Source organism: Bradyrhizobium glycinis (genome assembly GCF_016031655.1).
Classification (GTDB): domain Bacteria; phylum Pseudomonadota; class Alphaproteobacteria; order Rhizobiales; family Xanthobacteraceae; genus Bradyrhizobium; species Bradyrhizobium glycinis.
Window position 1 is genome coordinate 185381 of record NZ_JACCHQ010000001.1, and the last position, 22406, is coordinate 207786.

Consider the following 22406-nt stretch of genomic DNA (forward strand, 5'->3'; position numbering starts at 1 on the left):
GAGCATCACTCCGCGGGGCCTTCGATTGTGGCGGAGCTGGTGCGAAGGCGCCAGAGCAGCCAATCAGCCGCGGCTGCGAGCGCAAAGCCGAGGCACGCGGTTCCAGCATCGACCAGAAAATCCACCAACCGCGTGTGGCGGCCGGGTGCCCAAAATTGCATCAGCTCGAGCACGCCAATCAGGACGACCGCGGCCGCTGCAATCAGCAGACGCCGGCGTGGATAGGCGAGGCCGAAGGCTAACCCCACCATGACGAAGGCAAGCGCATGTTCGCCATCCTGACCGAGGTCGGAATGGGGGCGAAGGCCGGGAGGACCGAGGGTGGCGAACGTAACGGCAGCGGCGAGCAGCCAGGCAAAGGTTCGAATGAACATCCGGGTCGCTTAGCACGAATTTGGTCGGGTTGTCGCGACGCTCGTATCAGATCGCCGTGTAGTTAATGACAAAATGTTAAAGCGGATCGCGCACGCCGAGGCCATGCATGAAACGTTCCCGGATCTGCACGGGGTCGCGGCGGGTGGTGCCCACGCCGGGCTTGTCGTCGATCCTGACCGCGATCAGGCTCGGCTCCGATGCAGCCATCGCGTCGTCGACCAGCCGCTCGAAATCCTCCTCGTCCGCGGCCCAGGCGCTACGCGCGAGACCAGAGCCGATGGCGATGGCGACGATGTCGGCAACGTTCGCTGCCGGCGTCGGCTGCGCGCCGGTGATTTGGTAGATGCCGTTGTCCATCACGATCATCGTGAGGTTCTTCGGCTTCAAGCCCGCAATCGTCGAGAGTGCGCCGAGCTGCATCAGGAGCGAGCCGTCGCCTTCCAGCGCGAAGACGCGGCGGTCGGGCTGCGCCAGCGCCACGCCGAGCGCGATGGGGAAGGCGAGCCCCATGCTGCCCAGCATGTAGAAGTTCTGCGGACGGTGGCCGGAGGCCCACAGATCGAAATTGGTGTTGCCGATGCCGCCGATCACGGCTTCCTCGTGCTTCAGCTTCGCGATCAGCCGCGAGGTGATCTCAAACCGGTTCACCACCTTGGTGTTACGCGTGTTCATCGCCGGCCTCATTTGTCGAAGACCTTGCCGCCCGTAAGCAGCGGGTTGAGGATCAACGCCACCGGAGCCTGCGTGGTGACGGCCTGCTTGATCGAGCGGTCGGTGATGAATTCGAGCTCGTCGAGCCGGGTGATGGTGTGGTGCTCCAGGGCCAGCGAATCCAGCACCGGTCGCATGGTGCGGCAGACCAGCGACTGGCCGTAATTGAACTCGCCCAGCGTGCCGCGCTCGGACACGAACATGATCAGCGGAATCTGGTAGGGCACTGCGAGCGAGGCCAGCACGTTGGCGAGCGTGGCAAAGCCGGAGGTCTGCATCAGCACCGCGCCGCGCCGGCCGCCCATCCAGGCCCCGGCGACGATGCCGACAGCCTCTTCCTCGCGGGCGGTCGCGAAGGTGGTGAAGTAGGGATCGGCGTGCAGATTCTTGATCAGAGGCGTGAGCACGCGGTCCGGCACGTAAGGAATCAGGCTGATCTCGTTCCGCTTCAGGGTTTGCAGCACGATGCCGTGCCAGCTTCCGTCGCTGCTCCCCTGCGGCTGCTGTTCCGCAATCGCCATTGCGCTCTCCCTTGAGCCGCGCATGCTTCTTGGTTCTGGCCGTCGCGGCGGTCTGCCGAACTTGACGCGGGCAGCGGGATTGTCAACATGTCCGCGCCGGCACCATGATCTGCGCCAGCAGGCCTGCCGTGGCCGGCACCGCCATGGCATAAGCGGCGATAACCAGAACACGGGAGGGGCACGGACAGGCGCGCATCGCGCTGACCTTGCGGATCTCCCGCGAAAGAGCCGGAAGGGTCCTGATGTCCGTCAATAACAAGCGCGTCGTCTACTCCAATTATTTGGCCAATCCGATCTATATCGACATCCTGAAGGCCCGGCCCGACGTGCGGCTCGATCGCATCGAAAACGCAAGCCCTGAGGATGTCTATGGCCCGCTCCTCGGCGCTGCCCACGTCTACCAGGTCGGCGCCGCCCGCGATGAGCTCGCCCCGCATTTCCATGTCGATGCCGCCTTCCTGAAGCGCGCGCCGAACCTGCTGCTGGTCTCCAGCAACGGTGCCGGCTTCGACCCGGTCGACGTCGAGGCCTGCACGGCCGCCGGGGTCGTCGTCGTCAACCAGTCCGGCGGCAATGCCCATTCGGTCGCCGAGCACGCCCTGGCGATGATGCTGACGCTGTCCAAACGCATCATCCAGTCGGATCGCCGGCTGCGCCGCGAGCGCGATGTCAACCGCAACGATCTCGTCGGCAACGAGGTCGAGGGCAAGACCGTCGGCATCATCGGCCTCGGCAATGTCGGCCGGCGCATCGCTGCCTTGTGCAAGGGCCTGCTCGGCATGAAGGTGCTGGCCTACGATCCCTATTTGTCGGCCGAGGTGATGGCCGAGCGGGGCGGGGAGAAGGTCGAGCTCGACGAGCTGTTGCGCCGCGCCGATTTCGTCTCGATCTCCTGCCCGCTCAACAAGGGCAGCCGCAACTTGATCAGCACGCGCGAATTCGCGCTGATGCAGCCGCATGCCTATTTCATCACCACTGCACGCGGCTTCATTCATGACGAAGATGCGCTGCTGCAGGCGCTGCGCGACAAGCGCATCGCCGGTGCCGGCCTCGACGTCTGGTCCAAGGAGCCGCCGCCGCCGGAGCATCCGCTGCTCCAGTTCGACAACGTGCTGGCGAGCCCGCACACGGCAGGCGTCACCATCGAGGCGCGCCAGAACATGGGCCGGATCGCCGCCGAGCAGGTCCTGGATGTGCTCGACGGCAAGCGCCCGCCGCGCATCATCAATCCCGAAGCCTGGCCGCGCTATGCCGAGCGCTTCAAGCAGGCCTTCGGGGTGACGCCGGGGTAGGGCGCACCAAGCGCTCTGGATGACGGCCGGGGAACCGAGCCCCGGCCTTGATCCGCGTCAAAATCTCCTTTCCCCGTCCGGCCTAAATGGGACTAAAGTGCCGGCGGGCAGGCAGGGAGGTCCCATGTCAACTTATGTCGTCAGGTTCATGAAGGACGTGCTCGGCGAATACGGCCGGCAGTGCGAGGTCTGCCAGGGCACGCTCGAGATCGACGCCGCCGACGAGGACGAGGCCAGGGAACGTGCGAAAGCGAGGTTCTGCAAGGACCAGGCGTTGCATCACTGGTCACTGCATGCCGACCGCATCCATGTCAGACCGGCCGACTTCCCGTCCTAGGGCCTAACGCCCGGGTGCCGTGACGGGCGGGGGCGTCGTCGTCCCCGCGCCGAGCGAGCGTTGCACCATGACAGTGTCGGACCAGCGGCCGTGGCGATAGGCAACGCCGCTGAGCAGGCCGGCGCGTGCGAAGCCGAACCGCTCGTGCAGCGCCAGCGAGGGCGTGTTATCTGCATCGATGTAGCCGATCATCTTGCGGAAGCCGGCCGCCGCGCAGGCGTCGATCAATTCCTGCAGCAACATCCGTCCGACCCCGCGGCCGAGATGGGCGTGGTGGACATAGATCGAGTGCTTGGCCGTGTAGCGATAGGCCGGCCGCTTGCGGAACAGCACGGCATAGGCATAGCCGACGACCTCGCCGCGCCAGGTCGCGACCAGGTGCGGCAGGCGGGTCTGCTTCAGGTTCTTGCGACGGTCGCGCAGATCGTCCGGCTCCGGCGCACCGGTTCCCTCGATATCGCGCGGCACGCCGTTGCGGACGTGATGGCGGTAGATCGCCAGCATCGCCTCGACGTCGCTCTCGCGTGACGGTCGAACCAGGACGGGTTCATCACTCGCGCACGCAGCTGCTTCGTTCATCGGCACCTACTCGGTCACGACATAAGTGTAGAGCCCGATGCGGCCATTCGCATCGACCTCTTTGTAGACGCCCTGTATCTCGACGTCGAAGCCCGGAAATGTGTTGAAGCAGGTCTCGAACATCTTGAGATAATCGATCATGGGCCTGGCCCGTTCCGTCAGCCGCTCGCCGGGCACGATGGTGGCGATGCCGGGTGGATAGACCACGAATGGCGTGGTCGCGATGCGGCCGGCGATCGCCTCGATCGGGAGGTAGTCGACGTCGTTCTTGAACAGATGGCGCGCGGCATCGCGGGGTGACATCGCGATCTCGGGCATGTGCTCGGGCATGAACTGCCGCGCCTGGAGCGCGCTGACATCGGCGGCGCGGAAGAAGCGGTGCATCTCGCCGCAGAGGTCGCGCAGCCGCGCACCGGCGTAGCGCGCCTGCCGCCGCTGATAGAATTCGGGGATCACGTCGGCCAGCAGCGCATTCTCGTCGTGCAGCCTCTTGAACGCGACGAGGCCGGAGATCAGCGTGCCCGCCTTGCTCGCCTCGACGCCGGGCGTGAGCAGGAAGAGCAGGGAGTTGAGGTCGTTCTTCTCGGGGACGATGCGGTTCTCGCGCAGATATTGCGCGACGACCGGCGCGGGAATGCCGTGCTCGGCATAGGCCCCGGTCGCACGATCGAACCCGGGCGTGAGCAGCGTCAGCTTGTTCGGATCGGTCATGGCAAAGCCTTCCGCGAGATCGGGAAAGCCGTGCCAGTTGGTATCCGGGGAGAGCTGCCACAGCGCGGAGTTGGTGGCGAGCTCGTCGGTCGAGAGAGTCTCCCAGGCGACATTGTGCGCCGCGCCGGGGCGGCTGACATCGGCAATGGCGACGCGATCGGGAACGAACGGCTCGAAGAACCAGCGGCGATCCGGATTCTGCTCGTTCTCCTCGAACTCCCGGCGCATCGCGCGGATCTTCTTGCGCAGCTCGATGCCGAGCCGGATCGTGTCGTCCCACAGCACTTCGCCGGACCGGCCCTTCATCATCTGCGCGCCGACGTCGAGCGAGGCGAACAGCGGGTAGAACGGCGAGGTCGACGCGTGCTGCATGAAGCTCTCGTTAAAGCGGCGGTGCTCGACGCGGCGCTTCTGGCCGCGGATGTGGCGATCCTTGATGTGGATCTGCGAGGCCTGCGAAAAGCTTGCCAGCTGCTTGTGGGTCGACTGCGTCGCGATGATGCCGGGGGCATCGGACGGAAGATTTGCCAGCCCCATGGCGAAGCGGCCGGCATAAAGGGGGTGGAATTTCATGAAGCCGGCCCAGGCCTCGTCGAACAGGATGTAGTCGCAGAGATGGCCGATGCGTTTGATGATCATCTCGGCGCTGTGGATAGAGCCGTCATAGGTGCACTGCTCGACCACGGCGACGCGGAACGGCCGCTCCTTGCGCCAGGCGTCGCGATCGTTCACCAGAGGATGGTTGCGGATCGCCTCGCGCAGGGCCTTCTCGTCGAGCCTGTCCCAGCGCATCGGGCCGATCAGCCCCCAGGCGTTGCGAACGGTCGGCACATAGACCGGGATGCCACCATTGATCATCAGCGCGCCGTGATGGGCGGCCTTGTGGTTATTGCGGTCGAACAGCACGAGATCGCCGTCAGTGACGAGGGCACCCAGCGCGACCTTGTTCGAGGTCGAGGTGCCGTTGAGCACGAAATAGGTCTTTTCCGCGCCGAAGATCGCCGCCGCTTCCTTCTGCGCCTTCAGCGCCGGGCCCTCATGGGTGAGGAGGTCGCCGAGGTCGAGCACGGAATTGTCGAGGTCGTCGCGGAACACGGACTCGCCGAGATGCTCGACGAACACGCGCCCGATCGGGCTGCGATTGTAGAACACGCCGCCATTGTGCCCTGGGCAGGTCCATAACTGGTTGCCTTCCTCGGCATAGTCGACCAGCGCGCCGAAGAACGGCGTCTTCAGCGTCTCGGCATATTGCTTCAGACGGCTGATCAGGTTCTTGGCGATGAAGGGCGGCGTCTCCTCGGACAGGAAGACATAGCCGTCGATGAAATCGAGCACTTCGACCGGTAGGTCCTCGAACCGCTTGCGCCGGATCAGCAGGATGATCGGGAAGTCGAGGCCGCGCCGGCGCATCAGATTGATCAGCGCCGAGGTCTTGCCTTCCAGGCCCTTCTTGCCCCAGTCCACCACCATGCAGCCGATCGCGGCGTCGGTCTGCACTGCCATCTCGGCATCCTCCAGCTTGCGGGCCCGGACCACCTCGAAGCCGGAGCGCTGGATCTCCTCGATGATCTGGTTGAAGCGGACGCCTTCGAGATCGTCGGCGTCGAACACAGGTGCGGCGAACAGGAAGTTGAAGCGCTTGAAATAGTCCATGGCGGGTCCCGAATGTGCAGGAAGATACAGCTCTCTGCACATTCGATGACATCTGGATGACATGCCCGAGTGCTGCGGCAACGTTAGCCTGCCGCTTCACTCCAGTAGCTTGTCCAGCGTGATCGGGAAGCGCCGGATGCGCTTGCCGGTGGCATGATAGACGGCGTTCGCAATCGCGGCCGGCACGCCGACGATGCCGATTTCGCCGAGCCCCTTGATGCCCAACCGGTTGATGCGGTCGTCGGGCTCGTCGACGAAAATGACGTCAATGTCGTGGACGTCGGCGTTCACGGGAATGTGGTATTCGGCAATGTTCGCGTTCATGATGCGGCCGAAGCGGTGATCCATCACCGTCTCCTCGTGCAGCGCCATTCCAATTCCCCAGACCACCCCGCCCATGATCTGGCTGCGGCCGGTCTTGGTGTTCAGGATGCGCCCGGCCGCGACCGCATTCACGATCCGGGTGACGCGGATAATTCCCAGCTCCTCGTCGATCTTCACCTCTGCGAATACCGCCGAGTGTGTGTTTCGGGCATGCGATTTATCTTCCGCGAATTGGTTGAGCTTCTCCTTTTCGATCCGCTCGAGCTTGCTGTGGCGCATAACATCCGCAATCGAGACGGCAGCCCCGCGCCCCTCGCTGCTGGCGATCATGCCGTCAGTCAGGGTGGCGTTGGCGGCGTCGAGGTCAGCGAGCGGTGAGCCAGACATGGCCTTGGCGAGACGTGCGAGCTCCCGGCGAATCTCTTCGGCCGCTCCCAAGACCGCATGCGCGCTTGATGCCGCCATCCAGGAGCCGCCCTCGACGGGGGCTTGCGGCAGGGTCGAATCGGCGAGCCGGACGCTGATATTCTCGATCGGCAGCCCGAGGGCATCGGCCGCGACCTGCGCCACGATGGTATACGTGCCGGTGCCGATATCGGACGCTGCGCAGGAGACCTCGGCGTGGCCGTTGGCCGTCAGCACGATGCGGACGGCGACCGGCATCTGCAGCGCCTCCCATACCCCAGTCGCCATACCCCAGCCGACCAGTTCCTTGCCATCGCGCATGGAGCGCGGTGCCGGATTGCGCCGGCTCCAGCCAAACGCTTCGGCGCCGCGGGCGTAGCATTCGCGCAGCTGCTTGCTGGTGTAAGGCAGGTCTTCGCTCTGGTCGCGATCCGAGTAGCACCTCAGCCGCAGCTCGACCGGATCGAGCTTCAGCGCGACCGCCAATTCGTCCATGGCGCATTCGAGCGCGCAGACACCCGTTGCCGCACCCGGCGCGCGCATGTCGCAGGGTGTCGAGACGTCGAGGTCGACCAGCTTGTGCGAAAAGTTGCTGTTGGGACTCTTGTAAAGCTGCTCGGCCCAGCCGGTATCGTTGCGTGAAAAATCCTCATAACGTGAGGTCACGGCAATGGCTTCGTGCTTGATCGCATCGAGGGTGCCGTCCGGCTTTGCGCCGAGCGCAACGCGCTCGATGGTCATGGGACGATAGCCCAGGCCATACATCTGCTGCCGGGTCAGCACGACGCGGACGGACCGCTTCAGGGCGAGCGCGGCAAGGGTTGCCAGCACCACCTGGTGCTGCGGCCGCAGGCCCGAACCGAAGGCACCGCCGACATAGGGCGAGATCACGCGGATGTCGTCCGGCTTCTTGCCGAAAACGCTGCAGAGAAACTTCTGGACGTTCTGGACACCTTGCGTCTTGTCGTAGACCGTGAGCCCACCGCTGCCGTCCCAGACCGCCGTCGTCGCGAAGAGCTCCATCGGATTGTGGTGCTCGCTCGGAAGGACGTAATCCGCCTCATGGCGCACGGCCGCCCGCGTCAGGGCTGCTGCGGCATCACCACGCGGCTTGTGCGGCTGATCCACTTTTTCGGCCTTGTCGCGTTCGGATTCGAGATCGGTCGCAAACGCCTCCTGCTCATATTCGACGCGAACGCGAGTTGCGGCGAACTTGGCGGTCTCCCAGTCCTCCGCGACGACGAGTGCGATCGGCTGGCCGTTGAACTTGATCCTGTCGTCATAGAGCGGACGGAAGGGCGAGCCCTTCTCAGGCGCCACCTCATCCTTCCAGGCTTCGTCCTTGTCGGCGAGGGGCGGCCGACGGGCATGGGTAAGCACGTCGACCACGCCCTTCACCTTCAGCGCCTCGCTGGTGTCGAGACGAGCGATGCGACCGCGCGCGATGGTGGCCTCGACGACGAAGCCGTGAAGAAGACCGTCTGCCGCGAATTCGCCGGCATATTTGGCGGCCCCGGTGACCTTGGCGCGGCCGTCGACGCGCGACGTTGATGTTCCGACATAGGCGTTCATCGGGCCCTCATGCGATCTTCTTGTGAGCTTGTGATTGCGGCGTAGCGCTTGCGGCCTGCATCAGCGTCCGCACGATGGCTCGGCGCGCCAGATCGATTTTGAACCCATTATGGGAGCGTGCCGTCGCTCCCTGCAGCAGCAGGTCGGCGGCCCGCCCGAAATGATCCGGTGTTGCCGCCTGACCGCGCAATGCGGCTTCGGCCTCGAGGCTTCGCCAGGGCTTGTGAGCTACGCCGCCGAGCGCAAGGCGCGCTTCGCCGATCGCGTTGCCCTCCAGTTCGAGCGCGGCTGCGACCGAGACCAGAGCAAAGGCGTAGGAGAGCCGGTCGCGGATCTTCAGATAACTGTAGTTCCGGGCAAAGCCGTGCGGCGGCAGCTCGATGGCGGTAATGATCTCGCCGCTGCCGAGATTGGTATCGAGATGGGGTTTGTCCTCGGGAAGCCGATGGAAATCCGTCAGCGCGATGGTGCGCTGCCCCGAGGGGCGCGCGATATGCACGAGCGCGCCGAGCGCGGCCAGCGCCACGCTCATGTCGGATGGATTGGTCGCGATGCAGGATGTGCTGGTGCCGAGGATCGCGTGGTTGCGGTTGAGGCCATCCATTGCCGAGCAGCCCGCGCCGGGGCTTCGCTTGTTGCAGGGTGTCGTGGTGTCATAAAAGTAAGGGCAGCGCGTTCGTTGCATCAGATTGCCACCGACCGAGGCCATGTTGCGCAATTGCGCGGAGGCGCCGGCCAGGATGGCACTGGCAAGCAGGGGATAGCGCTGCTCGATCAACGGGTGGTAGGCGAGGTCCGAATTCGGCACCAAGGCGCCGATGCGCAGACCGCCGTCCGCCGTCTCCTCGATGTCGCGGAGCGGCAGACGGGAGATGTCGATCAGGCGCGAGGGCCGTTCGACATTCTCCTTCATCAGATCGATCAAGTTAGTGCCGCCGGCAATCAGCTTCGCGCCGGGATCGGCGGCGAGAAGGCGGATGGCGTCGGCAACGTCGCTCGCGCGGGAATATTGGAAGTTGTTCATGACCGGCTCATTGCCTGCTCGATCGCAGCCACGATGTTGGGGTAGGCACCGCAGCGACAGAGGTTTCCGCTCATCAGCTCCCGGATCTCATCCGCACCGCGCGCACGGCCTTCGGCCAACAGGCCCGCGGCAGAGCAAATCTGTCCCGGGGTGCAATAACCGCACTGAAAGGCATCGTGATCGATGAAGGCCTGCTGCAGGGGATGCAACGTGCCGTCCTTTGCCAAGCCTTCGATCGTCGTGATCTCGGCGCCATCCTTCATGACGGCGAGGGTCAGGCAGGAATTGACCCGTCTTCCGTCGATCAGCACGGTACAGGCACCGCATTGGCCGTGATCGCAGCCTTTCTTGGTGCCGGTCAGCTCCAGACGGTCACGTAGCGCGTCCAGAAGCGTAGTCCACGGCACGACTTCGAGCGCGCGCCTTTCGCCATTGACGACGAGGTTGATCGGAATGCGTTCGGGGATCGTAAGGTCGGCCATATTCTATTTTCCCTGCGGAAAGGCCGAGCTGGGCAAGTTGTGGAAGTGACGCGAGAATGCGTTGCCGCCGCTGGCCAATAGCGCCCAACGGATGACGGGTTGCTTGGTTCCCGACCGGTTCTCCCGATCGGATATACGAGATCAGCGCTTCGTCTCGCCGAACACCACAGTCGGCACCGCGCGGTTCACGATCTCGCGCAGCGCGAAGCTCGACTGCACCCGAGCGACGCGCGGCAGGCGGGACAGCTCGGTGCGATGGATGCGCTCGAAATCCTGGATGTCGCGGGCGAGCACGATCAGGATGTAGTCGTCCGTCCCCGACATCAGGAAGCAGCGCACGACAGAGGGACATTTCGTCACCTCTGCCTCGAATGCCTTCAGCGCCTCGTCGCTCTGGCTCTCCAGCGCGATACGAACCAGCACTGTCGTAGTGAGGCCGAACCGGCCGAGGTCGAGCGCGGCCTGGTAGGCCTGGATGTAGCCGTCATCCTCCAGCGCCTTCTGCCGCCGCGCCAGCGCGGTGCTCGACAAGCCGATCTTGTTCGCAAGCTCGGTGTGGCTGGCTCGCGCATTGGTCGTGAGTTCCGCGAGGATGGCGAGGTCTTTCCGGTCAAGGGCCAAGGTTTCGTTTCCAGCGTCAAAGGACGATTTCGCGCCGGAAACCGGCGCGGGCGCCGCCAAGGTAGCGGATATTTGCACGAAACCAAACCGACCCTCTCGCTACGATCAACAATGGAATCAAAGCATTGGCGAGGGAGATCAAGATGCGCGTCGGAGTCCCCAAGGAGATCAAGCTGCAGGAATATCGCGTGGGGCTCACCCCAGGCGCGGTCCGTGAATATGTCGCCGCCGGGCACCAGGTGACGGTCGAGAGCGGCGCCGGCAGCGGCATCGGTGCGTCCGACGAGGTGTACCGGCGGGCGGGGGCGTCCATTGCCGAGACCGCTCGCGAGATCTTTGCAAAGTCCGACATGATCGTGAAAGTGAAGGAGCCGCAGAAGAGCGAATGGACTCAGCTTCGGGAAGGCCAGATCCTTTTTACTTACCTTCATCTTGCGCCGGATCCCGAGCAGGCCAAGGGCCTGCTTGCTTCCGGCTGCACTGCAATCGCCTATGAAACTGTCACGGACGCGAGCGGTCACCTCCCGCTGCTCGCCCCGATGAGCGAAGTCGCCGGCCGCCTCGCCATCGAGGCCGCCGGCGCCGCGCTCAAGCGCTCGGCCGGCGGCCGCGGTCTGCTGCTCGGCGGGGTGCCCGGCGTGCAGCCGGCACGCGTCGTCGTGCTCGGCGGCGGCGTGGTCGGAACGCAGGCGGCACGCATGGCCGCCGGCTTAGGTGCCGAAGTCACCGTGATGGACCGCTCGATCCCGCGCCTTCGCGAACTGGACGATCTCTTTGCCGGACGCGTACGCACCCGCTTCTCGACCATCGAGGCGGTCGAGGACGAGGTGTTCGCCGCCGACGTCGTCATCGGTGCCGTGCTGGTGCCCGGCGCCAGCGCGCCGAAACTCGTCACCCGTGCGATGCTGAAATCGATGCGGCCCGGAGCCGTGCTGGTCGATGTCGCGATCGACCAGGGCGGCTGCTTCGAGACCTCGCACCCGACCACGCATGCGGAGCCGACCTACGAGGTCGACGGCGTCGTGCATTATTGCGTCGCCAACATGCCGGGCGCCGTGCCGGTGACCTCGAGCCACGCCTTGAACAACGCGACGCTGCCGTTCGGCCTGATGCTCGCGAACAAGGGCTTTGCGGCGGTCTTGGAGAATCCGCATCTGCGCAACGGGCTCAACGTGCATCGCGGTCGGGTGACGAACAAGGCGGTAGCGGAGAGTCTGGGGCTGGAGTTTGCGCCAGTAGAGAGCGGGCTGGCGGCTTAGCGAGATGGGGTACCGCCGGTGCGGTGCACCGACCGAAAGAGGGCTGTCGCCGTGCTCCGAGCCGGGGAATCCCAGTCCGGTAAGGGCGCTCTAACTGGAGCGGCGGTGTCCAAACAGGCGGAAAGAAGAAAACTATTGCCACAGCTCTGTCAGGAGGAAGGAGTTTTCCCTTACGAGGGCAAAAACGCCAATCGCTTCCATTGCTGTTTGGAGCCGAAACGACGACATTTCCGCCAGCAATTGGTGGATCGGCAGCCATGGAACGTACGGGATTTGAGCCCTTCGGCGAGGAACTGGTGTCCGCAACGGACACACAGGCGAAGTCGGGTGCCTCGAAGCTCCTGCTGCGGGCCGGCACCACACTGTTCTGGTCGCTGGTCGCGGGCATCGTGCTCGCCCGTGCAGCCTTCTTCGAACCGGGCATCTATGACGGTTTCAGCCGCGTCGCCTCGCTGGCCAAGAACCTGATCTTCTGAGGCCGTTTATTCCGGGCTGAGGACAGAACTTCTCTCGGCCCTGACATGTCGAAAACATATTTCCCAATTGAGCTGCGCTGCGTATAAATCTTTCTCCTTCTGGAGAGATTTGTGTCGCAGAATCAAGCATCCAGCCCGGCCGATACCAAGCCGGTCACCGCCGCGGGCCGCATTGCGGCGCTGATTCCGGGCATTCTACTGTGTATCGCGATCGCCGGCGTGTCGGCCCTGCTCGAGCGGGCCGAACTGGGCGTGTTTGAGCATCCCTATGTCGAGGCGCTGGTCATGGCGATCCTGCTCGGCATGGCGGTGCGCAGCTTCTGGAAGCCGGCCCCGCGCTGGCAAGCCGGCATCGCCTTCAGCGCCAAGCAGCTGCTGGAAGTCGCGGTGATGCTGCTCGGGGCCTCCATCAGCTTTGCCGCGATCGCGGCTTCCGGTATTGCGCTGCTCGCCTCCATTGCCGCGGTTGTCGTGATCGCGCTCTGCGTCTCCTTCGGCCTCAGCCGGCTGCTGGGGCTGTCGACGCGGCTGTCGATCCTGATCGCCTGCGGCAACTCGATCTGCGGCAATTCCGCGATCGCTGCGGTGGCGCCCATCATCGGCGCCAGCAACGACGAGATTGCGTCCTCGATCTCCTTCACGGCGATCCTTGGCGTGATGATGGTGCTGGGCCTGCCGCTGCTCATCCCGCTGCTGCAATTGTCCGCAACGCAGTACGGCATTCTCGCCGGGCTCACCGTCTACGCGGTGCCGCAGGTCCTTGCCGCGACAGTGCCGGCAGGGCTCGTCTCGACCCAGATCGGCACGCTGGTGAAGCTGATGCGTGTCCTGATGCTCGGCCCGGTCGTCGTCGGCCTGTCGCTGGTCGCTTCGCGCTGGCAGAGCGATGCCAGGAAAACCAGCGTCGGCTTCTTCCGCCTGGTCCCCTGGTTCATCCTCGGCTTCCTTGCGCTTGCGACCCTGCGCTCGCTGGAGATCGTGCCGGCTACAGTGGTTGGGCCCGTGACGAAGATCACGAGCTTTCTCACGGTGGTCTCGATGGCCGCCCTCGGCCTTGGCGTCGACGTGCGCGTGCTCGCCAATGTCGGCGGCCGGGTGACGGCCGCCGTGACGCTGTCGCTGATCCTGCTGCTGGGGATCAGCATCGCGCTGGTGCATTGGTTCAAGTGATGGATGCGAGCTGCCGTAGGGGGCAAAGGCGCCAAGCGCCGTGCCCACGAGTTCTATACGACACGAAAGAATGGTGGGCACGCTTCGCTTTGCCCACCCTACGAGACTGGTTCAAGTTAGAGACGTGACCTCTCGCGCTCCCTCTCCTGGCAGGCGGGCGAGGTAAGCTAAATCACGTCCGCGAGCGAGTGGCCGTGCAGCTCGATGTTCAGCCCTTGCATGCCCAAGTCGTTGATCTCGCCGCCCATCGCCTTCAGACTCTCTTCGCGGATCAGCGACATCAGCCCGCGCCGGAGCGCCAAAAATTCCGACGACATCATCATCGATTGCTGCCGCGGCCGCTCCAGCGGGATCGGGATCTCCGCCTTGATCGAGCCCGGCCGCGCGGTCATGCAATAGACGCGGTCGGACAGGAAGATGGCTTCATCAATGTCGTGGGTGACGAACAGCACCGAGATCTTCAGCCGCTGCCACATGTTGGTGAGGATCTGCTGCATGATAACGCGCGTCTGCGCGTCGAGCGCGCCGAAGGGCTCGTCCAGCAACAGCACTTTCGGTCCCGTCGCGAGCGCGCGGACGATGCCGACGCGCTGCTTCATGCCGCCGGAGAGCTTTTCCGGATAGTGCTTTTCGAACGCTTCGAGTCCCGCGAGCCCCAGCAGCGTGCGCGCGGCGCGTTCGCGCTGCGAGCGCGGCATGCCGCGCATCTTCAGGCCGAACTCGACGTTCTCCCGCACGGTTTTCCACGGAAAAAGAGAATATTGCTGAAACACCATGCCGCGTTCGGCGCTCGGACCGTTTACCCGCTCGCCGTCGACGGTAACTATACCGGTCGTCGACTTGAGGAAGCCTGCGACCGCATTGAGCAGCGTCGACTTTCCGCAGCCGGACGGGCCGACGATCGACACGAACTCGCCGGGCTGCACATGGATTTGCGTGTCGGTGACGGCCTGCACCGCTCCTTCGATGGTCTCATAGGCGAGGGAGAAGTTCTTGACCTCGATATGGCCCTTCGGGGTCGTCGCAATCGTCTCGCTCATGTCGATCTCCACGGCATCACCAACTGCCCCGCGCCCCGGATCAGCAGGCTCGATCCGAGGCCGAGCACCCCGATCGCGATCATGCCGAGCGCGATGTCGGCGTACTGGACCAGTGAATAGGCCTCCCAGGTGAAATAGCCGATGCCGTATTGGCCCGAGATCATCTCGGCGGCGATCAGCGAGACCCAGGCGACGCCCATGCCGACGGTGAGGCCGGTGAAGATGTGCGGCAGCGATGCCGGAAAATACACCTCACGGAAAATCGAGCGTTCGCGCGCGCCGAGGCATTGCGCGGCGCGCACCAACACGGGGTCGACCAGCGACATACCGTGCAGCGTGTTGACGAGGATCGGAAAGAACGAGCCGAGAAAGGTGATGTAGACGATGCTCTGCTCGTTGGTCGGCCACAGCATGATCGCCATCGGCACCCAGGCGATTGCCGGGATCGGCCGCAGCACTTCGGCGACCGGGAAAATCACCTCATGCACCAGCTTGAAGCGTCCCATGATCAGGCCGAGCGGCACGCCGATGATCGCCGCGAGCGAGAAGCCGATGAAGATGCGCCGGCAACTGAGCAGGATGTGCATCAGGAATTTTGGATCGTGGATCGCCTTTATGAAGCTGTCATAGACCGCGAGCGGCGAAGGCACGTTGGTGAAGCGCACGAAGAACACGACGCGATAGGTCGTGAGCAGGTGCCAGACCAGCAGGAAGACGAGCAGCGAAATCACGCCGATGGCGGTCGCGCGCAGACCTGCCCGATTGAGCCGATACCAGCGCAAGGCGAGTGTGCCGAAGGAGGGCGGCGTGGTGGGCCGGACGACGGCGGCGGGCGAGGGGCCTGCCTCTGCAACGGCTGTCGCCGGCATGCTGTCTTCGGGCTGGCTGACGAGGGCGGGGCTGCTCACGTCTTGCCTCCGCCGACGGCGGTCTTCATCGCATCATCGAAGCCGAGCACCTTGCCGCTGATCTTGGCGGCGTAGGCTTCGGCGTCCTTCTTCAGCAGAAAGGGCGCGACATCGCCATTGCCGACCGCGAAGAAGGCTTGATCGGCGAACAGCTTGATGCCGCGCGTGGTATCGAAGACGTAGGCGACGTTGATCTTCTTGCCCTTGGCCTTGTAGTCGGCATAAGCGCCGAGCGTGCAGCTGGCGGACGAGAAGGGCATGATGCCGGCACCGTCGACCCAGACCTCGCCGGCCTTGCGCGGATCGGTGATGGGCTTCTTGCAGAAGCTGTCCTCGCCCGCGATCTCATAGTTCTTGGTGCTCGCGAGCTGCGCGTCGTAGTCGAGCTTCATTTCAGCATAGGCCTTGCGGATGTAGCTGTCGTCGACCCATTTCTTCGGATCGAACTCCTTCATGCGGCCAAGATTCTGCAGCACTTTGACGTCGGTCGTGGCTGCATCGATCAGCGCCGGCTTGATCGTGGGATCGGTCGTCATATTGCCGCTGGGCCCCAAGAAGATGTAGACGACCTCCTTGTTGATGCCGGTCCATTCCTGGATCTTCTCCGCGGCCAGCTTGGGATCCTCGCGCAGCCACTGGTTGGCGGCGATCAGCGCCTTGAAATAGGCGACGACGACCTCGGGATATTTTTCGGCGAAGTCGGTGCGAACCACGATGCCATGGAAGGTCGGCAAGTTCGTCTCGACGCCGTCGAAGATCTTTCGTGCGAAGCCGCGGAACGGCAACAGCTCGGCGAAGGGGACGAAATCGGCGTGCCCGTCGATCTTCTTCTCCTGCAGATTGGTCGAACCGACCTCCGGGCTCTGGCTGACGAGCTGGAAGAAATCCGACGCATAGCCGCGATCCTGCATCGCTTTCAGCACCATGCCGTGCGCGGCGGAGCCGAAAGGCACGCTGACGAGCTTACCTTTGAGATCGGCGAGGTCGTAATAGGGTGAGTCCTTGTGGACGACGAGCCCGTTGCCCGAGCCGGACAGGCTGTAGGCGGCGATGCCGACGAGGCGGCTCTTGCTCTCCGGATTGCTCTCAAAGGTGAATCCGTTCACGATGAGCGGATAGTCGCCCATCATGCCGATCTGCAGCTTGTTCGCCATCATCGCGTTGGTGACGGGCGGACCGGAGGTGAAGTTCTGCCATTCCAGCTCGAATTTGATGTTGGCGTATTTGCCGTCTTTCGGCAGGTATTTCTCGAGCAGCTGCAATTGGCGGATGACGACGCCTGCGGTGGCCGTGTTGGTCGTGGTATCCTGCGTTCCGATGCCGAGCCTGACGGTTTCCGCGGAAGCCGGCTGCGTGACGAGCAGCGCCAGCGACGTCACCGACATCGCGATCGAGAGCGTGGGAAGATGGCTGACCATTCTCATCCTCATTCGGTTGGATGTGCTGTGGGTGCCATGATTGGGGGAGGGCGCAGGCAGGGCAAATCCGGAGTGGCCGCCCCAGTCGATTAGTTGCCGGGAAAAGCTGATTGCATACTCCTTGGGCAGTCCTGCACTATAAAGCCGCTTGCCTGTGCACCGGCTGTGGTCGCGGGCGCCCTTCAATCCGCCGCCTGGCCGCGCATCTCTTCCAGAATGTCCGCCCGGCAGACCACGATCTGCGACCGTTTGGTCAGCACGATTCCCTTCTCCTGCATCCGCTTCAGGCTGATCGTGACCCATTGCCTGGTGGCGCCGACCATGTGGGCGATGTCGGCGTGGGTGAAGGCCGCGGCGATGACGGTGCCGTCGGCATCTGCGACGCCGTAGAGCTCGACGAGATGCAGCAAGAGATGGGCGAGACGCTGGGTGATCGAGCGCGTCCCCAACATCTGGGCCAGCGCCGAATAGCATTTACCCTTGAACGTCAGGCCTTCGATCAGGCCAATCGCGAGGTTCGGGATCTCTGCGGCAAGGGACCGTAGTTCCTTTCCGGGCAGGTGCACGACGCTGCAATTACTGGAGGCAACGCCGGACCATTGATGCACGGTGCCTTCGAACACTTCGGGACCGCCGACGAAATTGCCAACATGCCAATAGGCCAGCGTGATCTCGCGTCCGAGTGGCGAGGTGTAGAATACACGGATGCGGCCGCTCTCGATCAGCCAGATGCCGTCATGCTTGCCGCCCTGGCTAAACAGCGTCTGGCCGCGGTTGAGCACCTTGCGGCGGCCCTGCTTCAGCACCAACTCCCGCTCGCGCGGTGAGAGCTTGTCCATCAACGGTGGTGGACCGCCGATCCATTGCTGGTTCTCGGTGAGCAGTAGCGAGGAGTTGCCGGCAGGCCGCATCGCTGCGGGAACAGCCCCGCGCACCGCATTCGCCGCCTGCAACATCGCCTGCCTCCCGAACGTTCAAATCGTTCTAAAGAGGAGCAATGTCCGTGCCAGATGGTGGCAGATGCCTCGCGCGGGGAAATGACACCGAATAGCGGGTCACCGCCCCGCCAAGTTCAGCAGATACGACTTCGGATATATTCCCCGGTTGTGCCCATCCGAAAACGAGATGTTCAGCCCATATCCGAGATCGCTGATATCGGTGATCGCGATCCCCGGAAACGCTTTGGGGAAGCGGCCGTCGAAGCGGGCGCGGGTGCAATGGGCGCATTTGCAGGAGAGGCGGAGTGTTTCGGCAGAAACGCTGAGCGCATCGTCCTGCACGGTGCGGACCAGGAGCGAAGCGAGATCGGCGCTGGCTTCGTAGCCGGCAACGGTCGGTGCCACCAATGTCATTGTCATGACGAACCTCTGACCTTCATTCTACGTCGAGGCAGGTACGCACGAATAGCAACTAATTGCCGGTGCGGGCGGGATCGCGAGCCTGCCCTTCGAGCAACCCACGCGAAATGTGAAACTAATCGACCGGGAACTTCACTTCCGAATTGCCGGACTCTCCTCTCTCCGAAACCTTGCGCGTCATCGATGACCAAGGAGAGACGATGAGTGCATTTCAGAAGGAAACGGTTCTGTCGGTCAGGCACTGGACCGATTCCCTGTTCAGCTTCACCGCGACCCGCGATCCCGGCTTCCGCTTCCAGAGCGGCCAGTTCGCAATGATTGGTCTGGAGGTCGAGGGGAAGCCGTTGATGCGGGCCTACAGCATGGCCAGCGCCAATCACGAGGAGGCGCTCGAATTCTTCTCGATCAAGGTGCAGGACGGCCCGCTGACCTCGCGCCTTCAGAAGATCAGGGAAGGCGACATCATCCTGGTCGGGCGCAAGGCGACGGGCACGCTGATCACCGGCAACCTCATTCCGGGAAAACGCCTGCTGCTGCTCTCAACCGGAACGGGCCTGGCGCCCTTCGCCAGCCTGATCAAAGACCCCGATGTCTATGAGAATTACGAGACCATCGTGCTCGCCCATGGCTGCCGCCAGGTCTCGGAACTCGCCTATGGCGAGCACCTCATCGAGGGTCTGCGCAATCACGAATTCTTCGGCCCCTTGATCGGCGACAAGCTCGTCTACTACCCGACCGTCACCCGCGAGCCGTTCCGGAATCGCGGCCGCATCACCGACCTGATCGCCTCGAACCAGCTCTTCGAGGATATCGGACAAGCGAGCCTCGACATCGAAACGGACCGCATCATGCTGTGCGGCAGCCCGGCGATGCTCGAGGAACTCCACGCGATGTGCTCGGCGCGCGGCTTTGTCGAGGGCAACCATAGCCAGCCCGGCCATTTCGTCATCGAAAAAGCCTTCGTCGAGCGCTGAGCTACAAATCGCGTCCCAGCGACAACTAATTGCTATCGCCGCGACGCCCCCTGAACAAATCTGACGCAAAGGCGCCGGGATCGGCGAACCAGGAGCAAGCGATGGCACTAGATCAGATCGTCGACGGACTTTCGGAGGTTTCCTGTGATGTGCTGGTGATCGGCGGCGGCACAGCCGGCCCGATGGCGGCACTGAAGGCGAAGCTGAAGAACCCGAAGGCCAATGTCGTCCTGCTCGAGAAGGCAAACGTCAAGCGCTCCGGCGCGATCTCGATGGGCATGGACGGGCTCAACAACGCCGTCATCCCCGGTTACGCGACGCCGGAGCAGTACACCAAGGAAATCACCATCGCCAATGACGGCATCGTCGATCAGAAGGCGGTCTACAAATACGCCCAGAACTGCTACAAGATCATCGAGGAACTGGACAGCTTCGGCATCCGCTTCCTGAAGAACGAGAACGGCGACTACGCCGTCAAGAAGGTGCATCACATCGGCACCTATGTGCTGCCTATGCCGAACGGCGAGACCGTGAAGAAGGCGCTGTATCGTCAGCTCCGCCGCGCCCGCATCCTCATTTCTAACCGCTACATGGCGACGCGCCTGGTCAAATCGGCCGACGGCCGCATTGCCGGGGCCATCAGCGTCAATACGCGTACCGCCGAGATGCTGGTGATCAAGGCCAAGGCCGTGATCCTCTGCATGGGGGCTGCCGGTCGCCTCGGCCTGCCGACCTCCGGCTACATGTTCGGCACCTATGAGAACGCCGCCAATTCCGGCGACGGCTACGCCATGGCCTATCACGCCGGCGCGGCGCTCGCGAACCTCGAATGCTTCCAGATCAACCCGCTGATCAAGGATTATAACGGCCCGGCCTGCGCCTATGTCGCCGGCCCATTCGGCGCATATACGGCAAACAACGAAGGCTCGCGCTTCATCGAATGCGACTACTGGTCGGGCCAGATGATGCTGGAGTTCTACAACGAGCTCCTCTCCGGCAAGGGTCCGGTGTTCCTCCAGCTCAAGCATCTCCACCCCGACACCATTTCCGAGATCGAATCCACGCTGCACAAGGTCGAGCGTCCGACGCGCGGCCTGTTCCAGCAGGGGCGCGGGGTCGACTACCGCAGCGAGTCCATCGAGATGCATATCTCGGAGATCGGCTTTTGCTCCGGCCACAGCGCGTCAGGCGTGTTCGTCGACGACAATGCCCGCACCACCGTGCCCGGGCTCTATGCCGCCGGCGACATGGCGAGCGTCCCGCACAATTACATGCTCGGCGCCTTCACCAACGGCTCGGTTGCCGGCATCGACGCGATGGAGTTCGCCGACAGCCATGACTTCGCGGAGTTCGACGCGGCCGACGTCGCCATGGAACGCGACCGCGTGATGGCGCCGACCAAGCGCGAGGACGGCATTCCACCGAACCAGATCGAGTACAAGACCCGGCGCCTCGTCAACGACTATCTCCAGCCGCCGAAGGTCACGCGCAAATATGAGCTCGGCATGCGGCGGCTCGCCGAAGCGCGTGAGGATATGCAGGAGCGCATGATCGCGCGGAACGCACACGAACTGCTGCGCGCGCTCGAAGTGCAGTCGATCATGGACTGTGCCGATATGGCCGCACACGCTTCGCTCTACCGCGAAGAGAGCCGCTGGGGCCTCTACCACTGGCGGACGGACTTCCCGGAGAAGGACAACGAGAACTGGTTCTGCCACACGCTGGTCTCCAAGCAGGACGGCAAGATGACCAGCGAGAAGCGCGCAGTCGAGCCCTATGTCGTGCCGATCGCGGACGACGAGAAGGACCTCTACTACAAGCAGCGCATTCGCGCCTCGGCCTGATCCAACAGAACATAGCCAACAGGAGACATCACATGCCTCTCGCGTCCTATCAGACATCGGTTCCGGTGGTGGTCGACGACGCCAAATGCATCGCGGACAAGGGCTGCACAGTGTGCGTCGATGTCTGCCCGCTCGACGTGCTGCGCATCAGCGACATGACCAACAAGGCCTACATGGCTTATGACGAGTGCTGGTATTGCATGCCCTGCGAAGCGGATTGTCCGACCGGCGCCGTCACCGTCAACATTCCCTATCTGTTGAGGTGATCATGTCGAGCCCGTTCGAATCCTACGACGATCTCGAAGACGCCGACGAGCGGCTGCAAGCGGCCGATCCCGCCGAACGCCGCGTCGCCATCATCGCGCTCGGCCATTCCGGCGATCCCGCCGCGGTCGCACATCTCGCCAATATGGTCGCCGATCCCGATGCCGGTGTGCGCCAGCAGGTCGCGATGGCGCTCGGCGAGTTCGACGGGCCGGAGGCAGCAAGCGCGCTGGTGAAGCTGTTGGTCGATCCCGAGAGGATCGTCGCGGCGGCTGCGGCCGACAGCATGGCTGAATTCAAGGATCCCGCCTGCGCCGACGCGATCCTGCCGCTGGTCAGGCATACCCACGCCTTCGTCCGCATGGGCGCTCTGCGCGCGCTGAAGGAACTGCGCCGCAGGGATACACTCAAGCCCGCGCTGGAAGCGCTCCAGGACCCTGACGCCGCCGTGCGTGTGCAGGCGATCGGCGTGATCGGCTTCCTCAAGCTGGAGGAATCCATTCCGGCGCTAACCGCGCTGATCAATGATCCCGATGCCCATGTGCGCCGCGCCGCCGTGAGTGCATTGGCCTTTTCGCAGATGAAGCCGGCGGCCGAGAACATCACCCGCGCGCTGAAGGATGCCGACTGGATGGTCCGCGAGATGGCCGCGGAGACGCTGGGCCTCAACGTGAATGGTGCAATCGCGGCTGATCAGCTCGTCGCTTGCCTCGCGGATGAGTTCTGGCAGGTGCGGCTGAAGGCGATCCGCAGCCTTGGCAAGATGAAGATCGAACGCGCGGTGCGGCCGATCGGCAATTGCGTCAATCACGATCAGGCGAATTTGCGCAAAGAGGCCGCCGCTGCGCTAGGCGAGATCGGCCATCCCGACGGTGAGGCTTTCCTGGCCGTGATCGCCGACGATCTTGATCCTGATGTCCGCAAGAATGCGCGCTGGGCACTGCACCAGATTGCGGCGCGAAAGGCGCGGGCAGGGGCATAACTGCACGGCGCGCCGCCGCTCTGGACTTCCAGCGCCAGACGTTTATTGGTCTTCGCTAACGGGAACGGCCGCCGCGAATGCGGCCGGTCCTTAGAAACAGCGAGGA

General features: G+C 63.8%; 23 protein-coding genes. 9 read left to right on the top strand and 14 right to left on the bottom strand.

Annotated elements, in window-relative coordinates; all coding sequences use genetic code 11:
- Positions 1-5: 5 nt before the first annotated feature.
- The 3 genes from HZZ16_RS00830 to HZZ16_RS00840 form a co-directional block, all read right to left on the bottom strand.
- A complete protein-coding gene (locus tag HZZ16_RS00830) occupies positions 6-374 on the bottom strand; it encodes a VanZ family protein (protein ID WP_197946545.1) in 369 nt (122 codons plus the stop codon).
- Positions 375-450: 76 nt separating this feature from the next.
- Positions 451-1047 carry a thiamine pyrophosphate-dependent enzyme gene (locus HZZ16_RS00835; protein WP_246509907.1) on the bottom strand — a complete coding sequence of 199 codons (597 nt, stop codon included), beginning with the start codon at positions 1045-1047 and terminating at the stop codon, positions 451-453.
- 8 nt (positions 1048-1055) lie between these two features.
- Positions 1056-1607 carry a thiamine pyrophosphate-binding protein gene (locus HZZ16_RS00840; RefSeq protein ID WP_197946549.1) on the bottom strand — a complete coding sequence of 184 codons (552 nt, stop codon included), beginning with the start codon at positions 1605-1607 and terminating at the stop codon, positions 1056-1058.
- Between the two features lie 242 nt (positions 1608-1849).
- Here HZZ16_RS00840 and HZZ16_RS00845 point away from each other — a divergent pair, with 242 nt between their 5' ends.
- Positions 1850-2899 carry a hydroxyacid dehydrogenase gene (locus HZZ16_RS00845; protein ID WP_197946551.1) on the top strand — a complete coding sequence of 350 codons (1050 nt, stop codon included), beginning with the start codon at positions 1850-1852 and terminating at the stop codon, positions 2897-2899.
- 124 nt (positions 2900-3023) lie between these two features.
- Positions 3024-3236: a hypothetical protein gene (locus HZZ16_RS00850; RefSeq protein ID WP_036005605.1), complete on the top strand. Its 213-nt coding sequence runs from the start codon at positions 3024-3026 to the stop codon at positions 3234-3236.
- Positions 3237-3239: 3 nt separating this feature from the next.
- On the opposite strand, the gene HZZ16_RS00855 is transcribed toward HZZ16_RS00850, so the two are convergent.
- The 6 genes from HZZ16_RS00855 to HZZ16_RS00880 form a co-directional block, all read right to left on the bottom strand.
- Positions 3240-3815: a GNAT family N-acetyltransferase gene (locus tag HZZ16_RS00855; protein ID WP_197946553.1), complete on the bottom strand. Its 576-nt coding sequence runs from the start codon at positions 3813-3815 to the stop codon at positions 3240-3242.
- Positions 3816-3821: 6 nt separating this feature from the next.
- On the bottom strand, positions 3822-6179 hold the full coding sequence (locus HZZ16_RS00860) for an Orn/Lys/Arg family decarboxylase (RefSeq protein ID WP_197946555.1): 2358 nt from the start codon (positions 6177-6179) through the stop codon (positions 3822-3824).
- Positions 6180-6275: 96 nt separating this feature from the next.
- On the bottom strand, positions 6276-8480 hold the full coding sequence (locus HZZ16_RS00865) for a xanthine dehydrogenase family protein molybdopterin-binding subunit (protein WP_197946557.1): 2205 nt from the start codon (positions 8478-8480) through the stop codon (positions 6276-6278).
- Between the two features lie 7 nt (positions 8481-8487).
- Complete coding sequence (locus tag HZZ16_RS00870) at positions 8488-9504, bottom strand: FAD binding domain-containing protein (RefSeq protein WP_197946558.1); 1017 nt, start codon at positions 9502-9504, stop codon at positions 8488-8490.
- Entirely contained in the window at positions 9501-9986 is a 486-nt protein-coding gene (locus tag HZZ16_RS00875) for a (2Fe-2S)-binding protein (protein WP_197946559.1), read from the bottom strand. Before HZZ16_RS00875 ends, HZZ16_RS00870 begins: the two co-directional genes overlap by 4 nt.
- A 141-nt stretch (positions 9987-10127) precedes the next feature.
- Positions 10128-10607 (bottom strand): Lrp/AsnC family transcriptional regulator, encoded by a 480-nt coding sequence (locus tag HZZ16_RS00880; protein WP_197946561.1) that lies wholly within the window; start codon positions 10605-10607, stop codon positions 10128-10130.
- Between the two features lie 143 nt (positions 10608-10750).
- On the opposite strand from HZZ16_RS00880, the gene ald reads away from it, so the two are divergent.
- The 3 genes from ald to HZZ16_RS00895 all read left to right on the top strand — a co-directional run bounded on the left by ald (position 10751) and on the right by HZZ16_RS00895 (position 13512).
- Positions 10751-11866, top strand: a complete 1116-nt coding sequence (gene ald / locus HZZ16_RS00885) for an alanine dehydrogenase (RefSeq protein WP_197946563.1) — start codon at positions 10751-10753, stop codon at positions 11864-11866.
- A gap of 257 nt (positions 11867-12123) precedes the next feature.
- Positions 12124-12342 carry a hypothetical protein gene (locus HZZ16_RS00890; RefSeq protein WP_197946565.1) on the top strand — a complete coding sequence of 73 codons (219 nt, stop codon included), beginning with the start codon at positions 12124-12126 and terminating at the stop codon, positions 12340-12342.
- Positions 12343-12453: 111 nt separating this feature from the next.
- Positions 12454-13512, top strand: coding sequence for a YeiH family protein (locus HZZ16_RS00895; RefSeq protein ID WP_197946567.1), 1059 nt, complete (start codon positions 12454-12456; stop codon positions 13510-13512).
- 167 nt (positions 13513-13679) lie between these two features.
- On the opposite strand, the gene HZZ16_RS00900 is transcribed toward HZZ16_RS00895, so the two are convergent.
- The 5 genes from HZZ16_RS00900 to HZZ16_RS00920 all read right to left on the bottom strand — a co-directional run bounded on the left by HZZ16_RS00900 (position 13680) and on the right by HZZ16_RS00920 (position 18230).
- Complete coding sequence (locus HZZ16_RS00900) at positions 13680-14552, bottom strand: ABC transporter ATP-binding protein (RefSeq protein ID WP_197946569.1); 873 nt, start codon at positions 14550-14552, stop codon at positions 13680-13682.
- Entirely contained in the window at positions 14549-15460 is a 912-nt protein-coding gene (locus tag HZZ16_RS00905) for an ABC transporter permease (protein WP_197946571.1), read from the bottom strand. Before HZZ16_RS00905 ends, HZZ16_RS00900 begins: the two co-directional genes overlap by 4 nt.
- Positions 15457-16878, bottom strand: coding sequence for an ABC transporter substrate-binding protein (locus tag HZZ16_RS00910; protein ID WP_197946573.1), 1422 nt, complete (start codon positions 16876-16878; stop codon positions 15457-15459). The genes HZZ16_RS00905 and HZZ16_RS00910 overlap by 4 nt, the downstream gene beginning before the upstream one ends.
- 182 nt (positions 16879-17060) lie before the next feature.
- Positions 17061-17834 (bottom strand): Crp/Fnr family transcriptional regulator, encoded by a 774-nt coding sequence (locus HZZ16_RS00915; RefSeq protein ID WP_197946575.1) that lies wholly within the window; start codon positions 17832-17834, stop codon positions 17061-17063.
- A gap of 99 nt (positions 17835-17933) precedes the next feature.
- Positions 17934-18230 carry a gamma-butyrobetaine hydroxylase-like domain-containing protein gene (locus HZZ16_RS00920; protein ID WP_197947248.1) on the bottom strand — a complete coding sequence of 99 codons (297 nt, stop codon included), beginning with the start codon at positions 18228-18230 and terminating at the stop codon, positions 17934-17936.
- Positions 18231-18436: 206 nt separating this feature from the next.
- On the opposite strand from HZZ16_RS00920, the gene HZZ16_RS00925 reads away from it, so the two are divergent.
- The 4 genes from HZZ16_RS00925 to HZZ16_RS00940 all read left to right on the top strand — a co-directional run bounded on the left by HZZ16_RS00925 (position 18437) and on the right by HZZ16_RS00940 (position 22300).
- Positions 18437-19210 carry a ferredoxin--NADP reductase gene (locus HZZ16_RS00925; protein WP_197946577.1) on the top strand — a complete coding sequence of 258 codons (774 nt, stop codon included), beginning with the start codon at positions 18437-18439 and terminating at the stop codon, positions 19208-19210.
- A gap of 101 nt (positions 19211-19311) precedes the next feature.
- A complete protein-coding gene (locus tag HZZ16_RS00930; RefSeq protein ID WP_197946579.1) occupies positions 19312-21054 on the top strand; it encodes a fumarate reductase/succinate dehydrogenase flavoprotein subunit in 1743 nt (580 codons plus the stop codon).
- 32 nt (positions 21055-21086) lie between these two features.
- Positions 21087-21320, top strand: coding sequence for a 4Fe-4S dicluster domain-containing protein (locus HZZ16_RS00935; protein WP_007593252.1), 234 nt, complete (start codon positions 21087-21089; stop codon positions 21318-21320).
- A gap of 2 nt (positions 21321-21322) precedes the next feature.
- Entirely contained in the window at positions 21323-22300 is a 978-nt protein-coding gene (locus HZZ16_RS00940; protein ID WP_197946581.1) for a HEAT repeat domain-containing protein, read from the top strand.
- Positions 22301-22406 lie beyond the last annotated feature (106 nt).

Excerpts from the sequence above, each read along its gene's own strand:
- HZZ16_RS00860 (WP_197946555.1), bottom strand. The coding sequence starts at position 6,179 with ATGGACTATTTCAAGCGCTTCAACTTCCTGTTCGCCGCACCTGTGTTC.
- ald (WP_197946563.1), top strand. The coding sequence starts at position 10,751 with ATGCGCGTCGGAGTCCCCAAGGAGATCAAGCTGCAGGAATATCGCGTG.
- HZZ16_RS00865 (WP_197946557.1), bottom strand. The coding sequence starts at position 8,480 with ATGAACGCCTATGTCGGAACATCAACGTCGCGCGTCGACGGCCGCGCC.
- HZZ16_RS00935 (WP_007593252.1), top strand. The coding sequence starts at position 21,087 with ATGCCTCTCGCGTCCTATCAGACATCGGTTCCGGTGGTGGTCGACGAC.
- HZZ16_RS00855 (WP_197946553.1), bottom strand. The coding sequence starts at position 3,815 with ATGAACGAAGCAGCTGCGTGCGCGAGTGATGAACCCGTCCTGGTTCGA.
- HZZ16_RS00925 (WP_197946577.1), top strand. The coding sequence starts at position 18,437 with ATGAGTGCATTTCAGAAGGAAACGGTTCTGTCGGTCAGGCACTGGACC.
- HZZ16_RS00830 (WP_197946545.1), bottom strand. The coding sequence starts at position 374 with ATGTTCATTCGAACCTTTGCCTGGCTGCTCGCCGCTGCCGTTACGTTC.
- HZZ16_RS00835 (WP_246509907.1), bottom strand. The coding sequence starts at position 1,047 with ATGAACACGCGTAACACCAAGGTGGTGAACCGGTTTGAGATCACCTCG.
- HZZ16_RS00910 (WP_197946573.1), bottom strand. The coding sequence starts at position 16,878 with ATGGTCAGCCATCTTCCCACGCTCTCGATCGCGATGTCGGTGACGTCG.
- HZZ16_RS00840 (WP_197946549.1), bottom strand. The coding sequence starts at position 1,607 with ATGGCGATTGCGGAACAGCAGCCGCAGGGGAGCAGCGACGGAAGCTGG.
- HZZ16_RS00850 (WP_036005605.1), top strand. The coding sequence starts at position 3,024 with ATGTCAACTTATGTCGTCAGGTTCATGAAGGACGTGCTCGGCGAATAC.
- HZZ16_RS00900 (WP_197946569.1), bottom strand. The coding sequence starts at position 14,552 with ATGAGCGAGACGATTGCGACGACCCCGAAGGGCCATATCGAGGTCAAG.
- HZZ16_RS00870 (WP_197946558.1), bottom strand. The coding sequence starts at position 9,504 with ATGAACAACTTCCAATATTCCCGCGCGAGCGACGTTGCCGACGCCATC.
- HZZ16_RS00940 (WP_197946581.1), top strand. The coding sequence starts at position 21,323 with ATGTCGAGCCCGTTCGAATCCTACGACGATCTCGAAGACGCCGACGAG.
- HZZ16_RS00890 (WP_197946565.1), top strand. The coding sequence starts at position 12,124 with ATGGAACGTACGGGATTTGAGCCCTTCGGCGAGGAACTGGTGTCCGCA.
- HZZ16_RS00920 (WP_197947248.1), bottom strand. The coding sequence starts at position 18,230 with ATGACATTGGTGGCACCGACCGTTGCCGGCTACGAAGCCAGCGCCGAT.
- HZZ16_RS00845 (WP_197946551.1), top strand. The coding sequence starts at position 1,850 with ATGTCCGTCAATAACAAGCGCGTCGTCTACTCCAATTATTTGGCCAAT.
- HZZ16_RS00875 (WP_197946559.1), bottom strand. The coding sequence starts at position 9,986 with ATGGCCGACCTTACGATCCCCGAACGCATTCCGATCAACCTCGTCGTC.
- HZZ16_RS00915 (WP_197946575.1), bottom strand. The coding sequence starts at position 17,834 with ATGTTGCAGGCGGCGAATGCGGTGCGCGGGGCTGTTCCCGCAGCGATG.
- HZZ16_RS00930 (WP_197946579.1), top strand. The coding sequence starts at position 19,312 with ATGGCACTAGATCAGATCGTCGACGGACTTTCGGAGGTTTCCTGTGAT.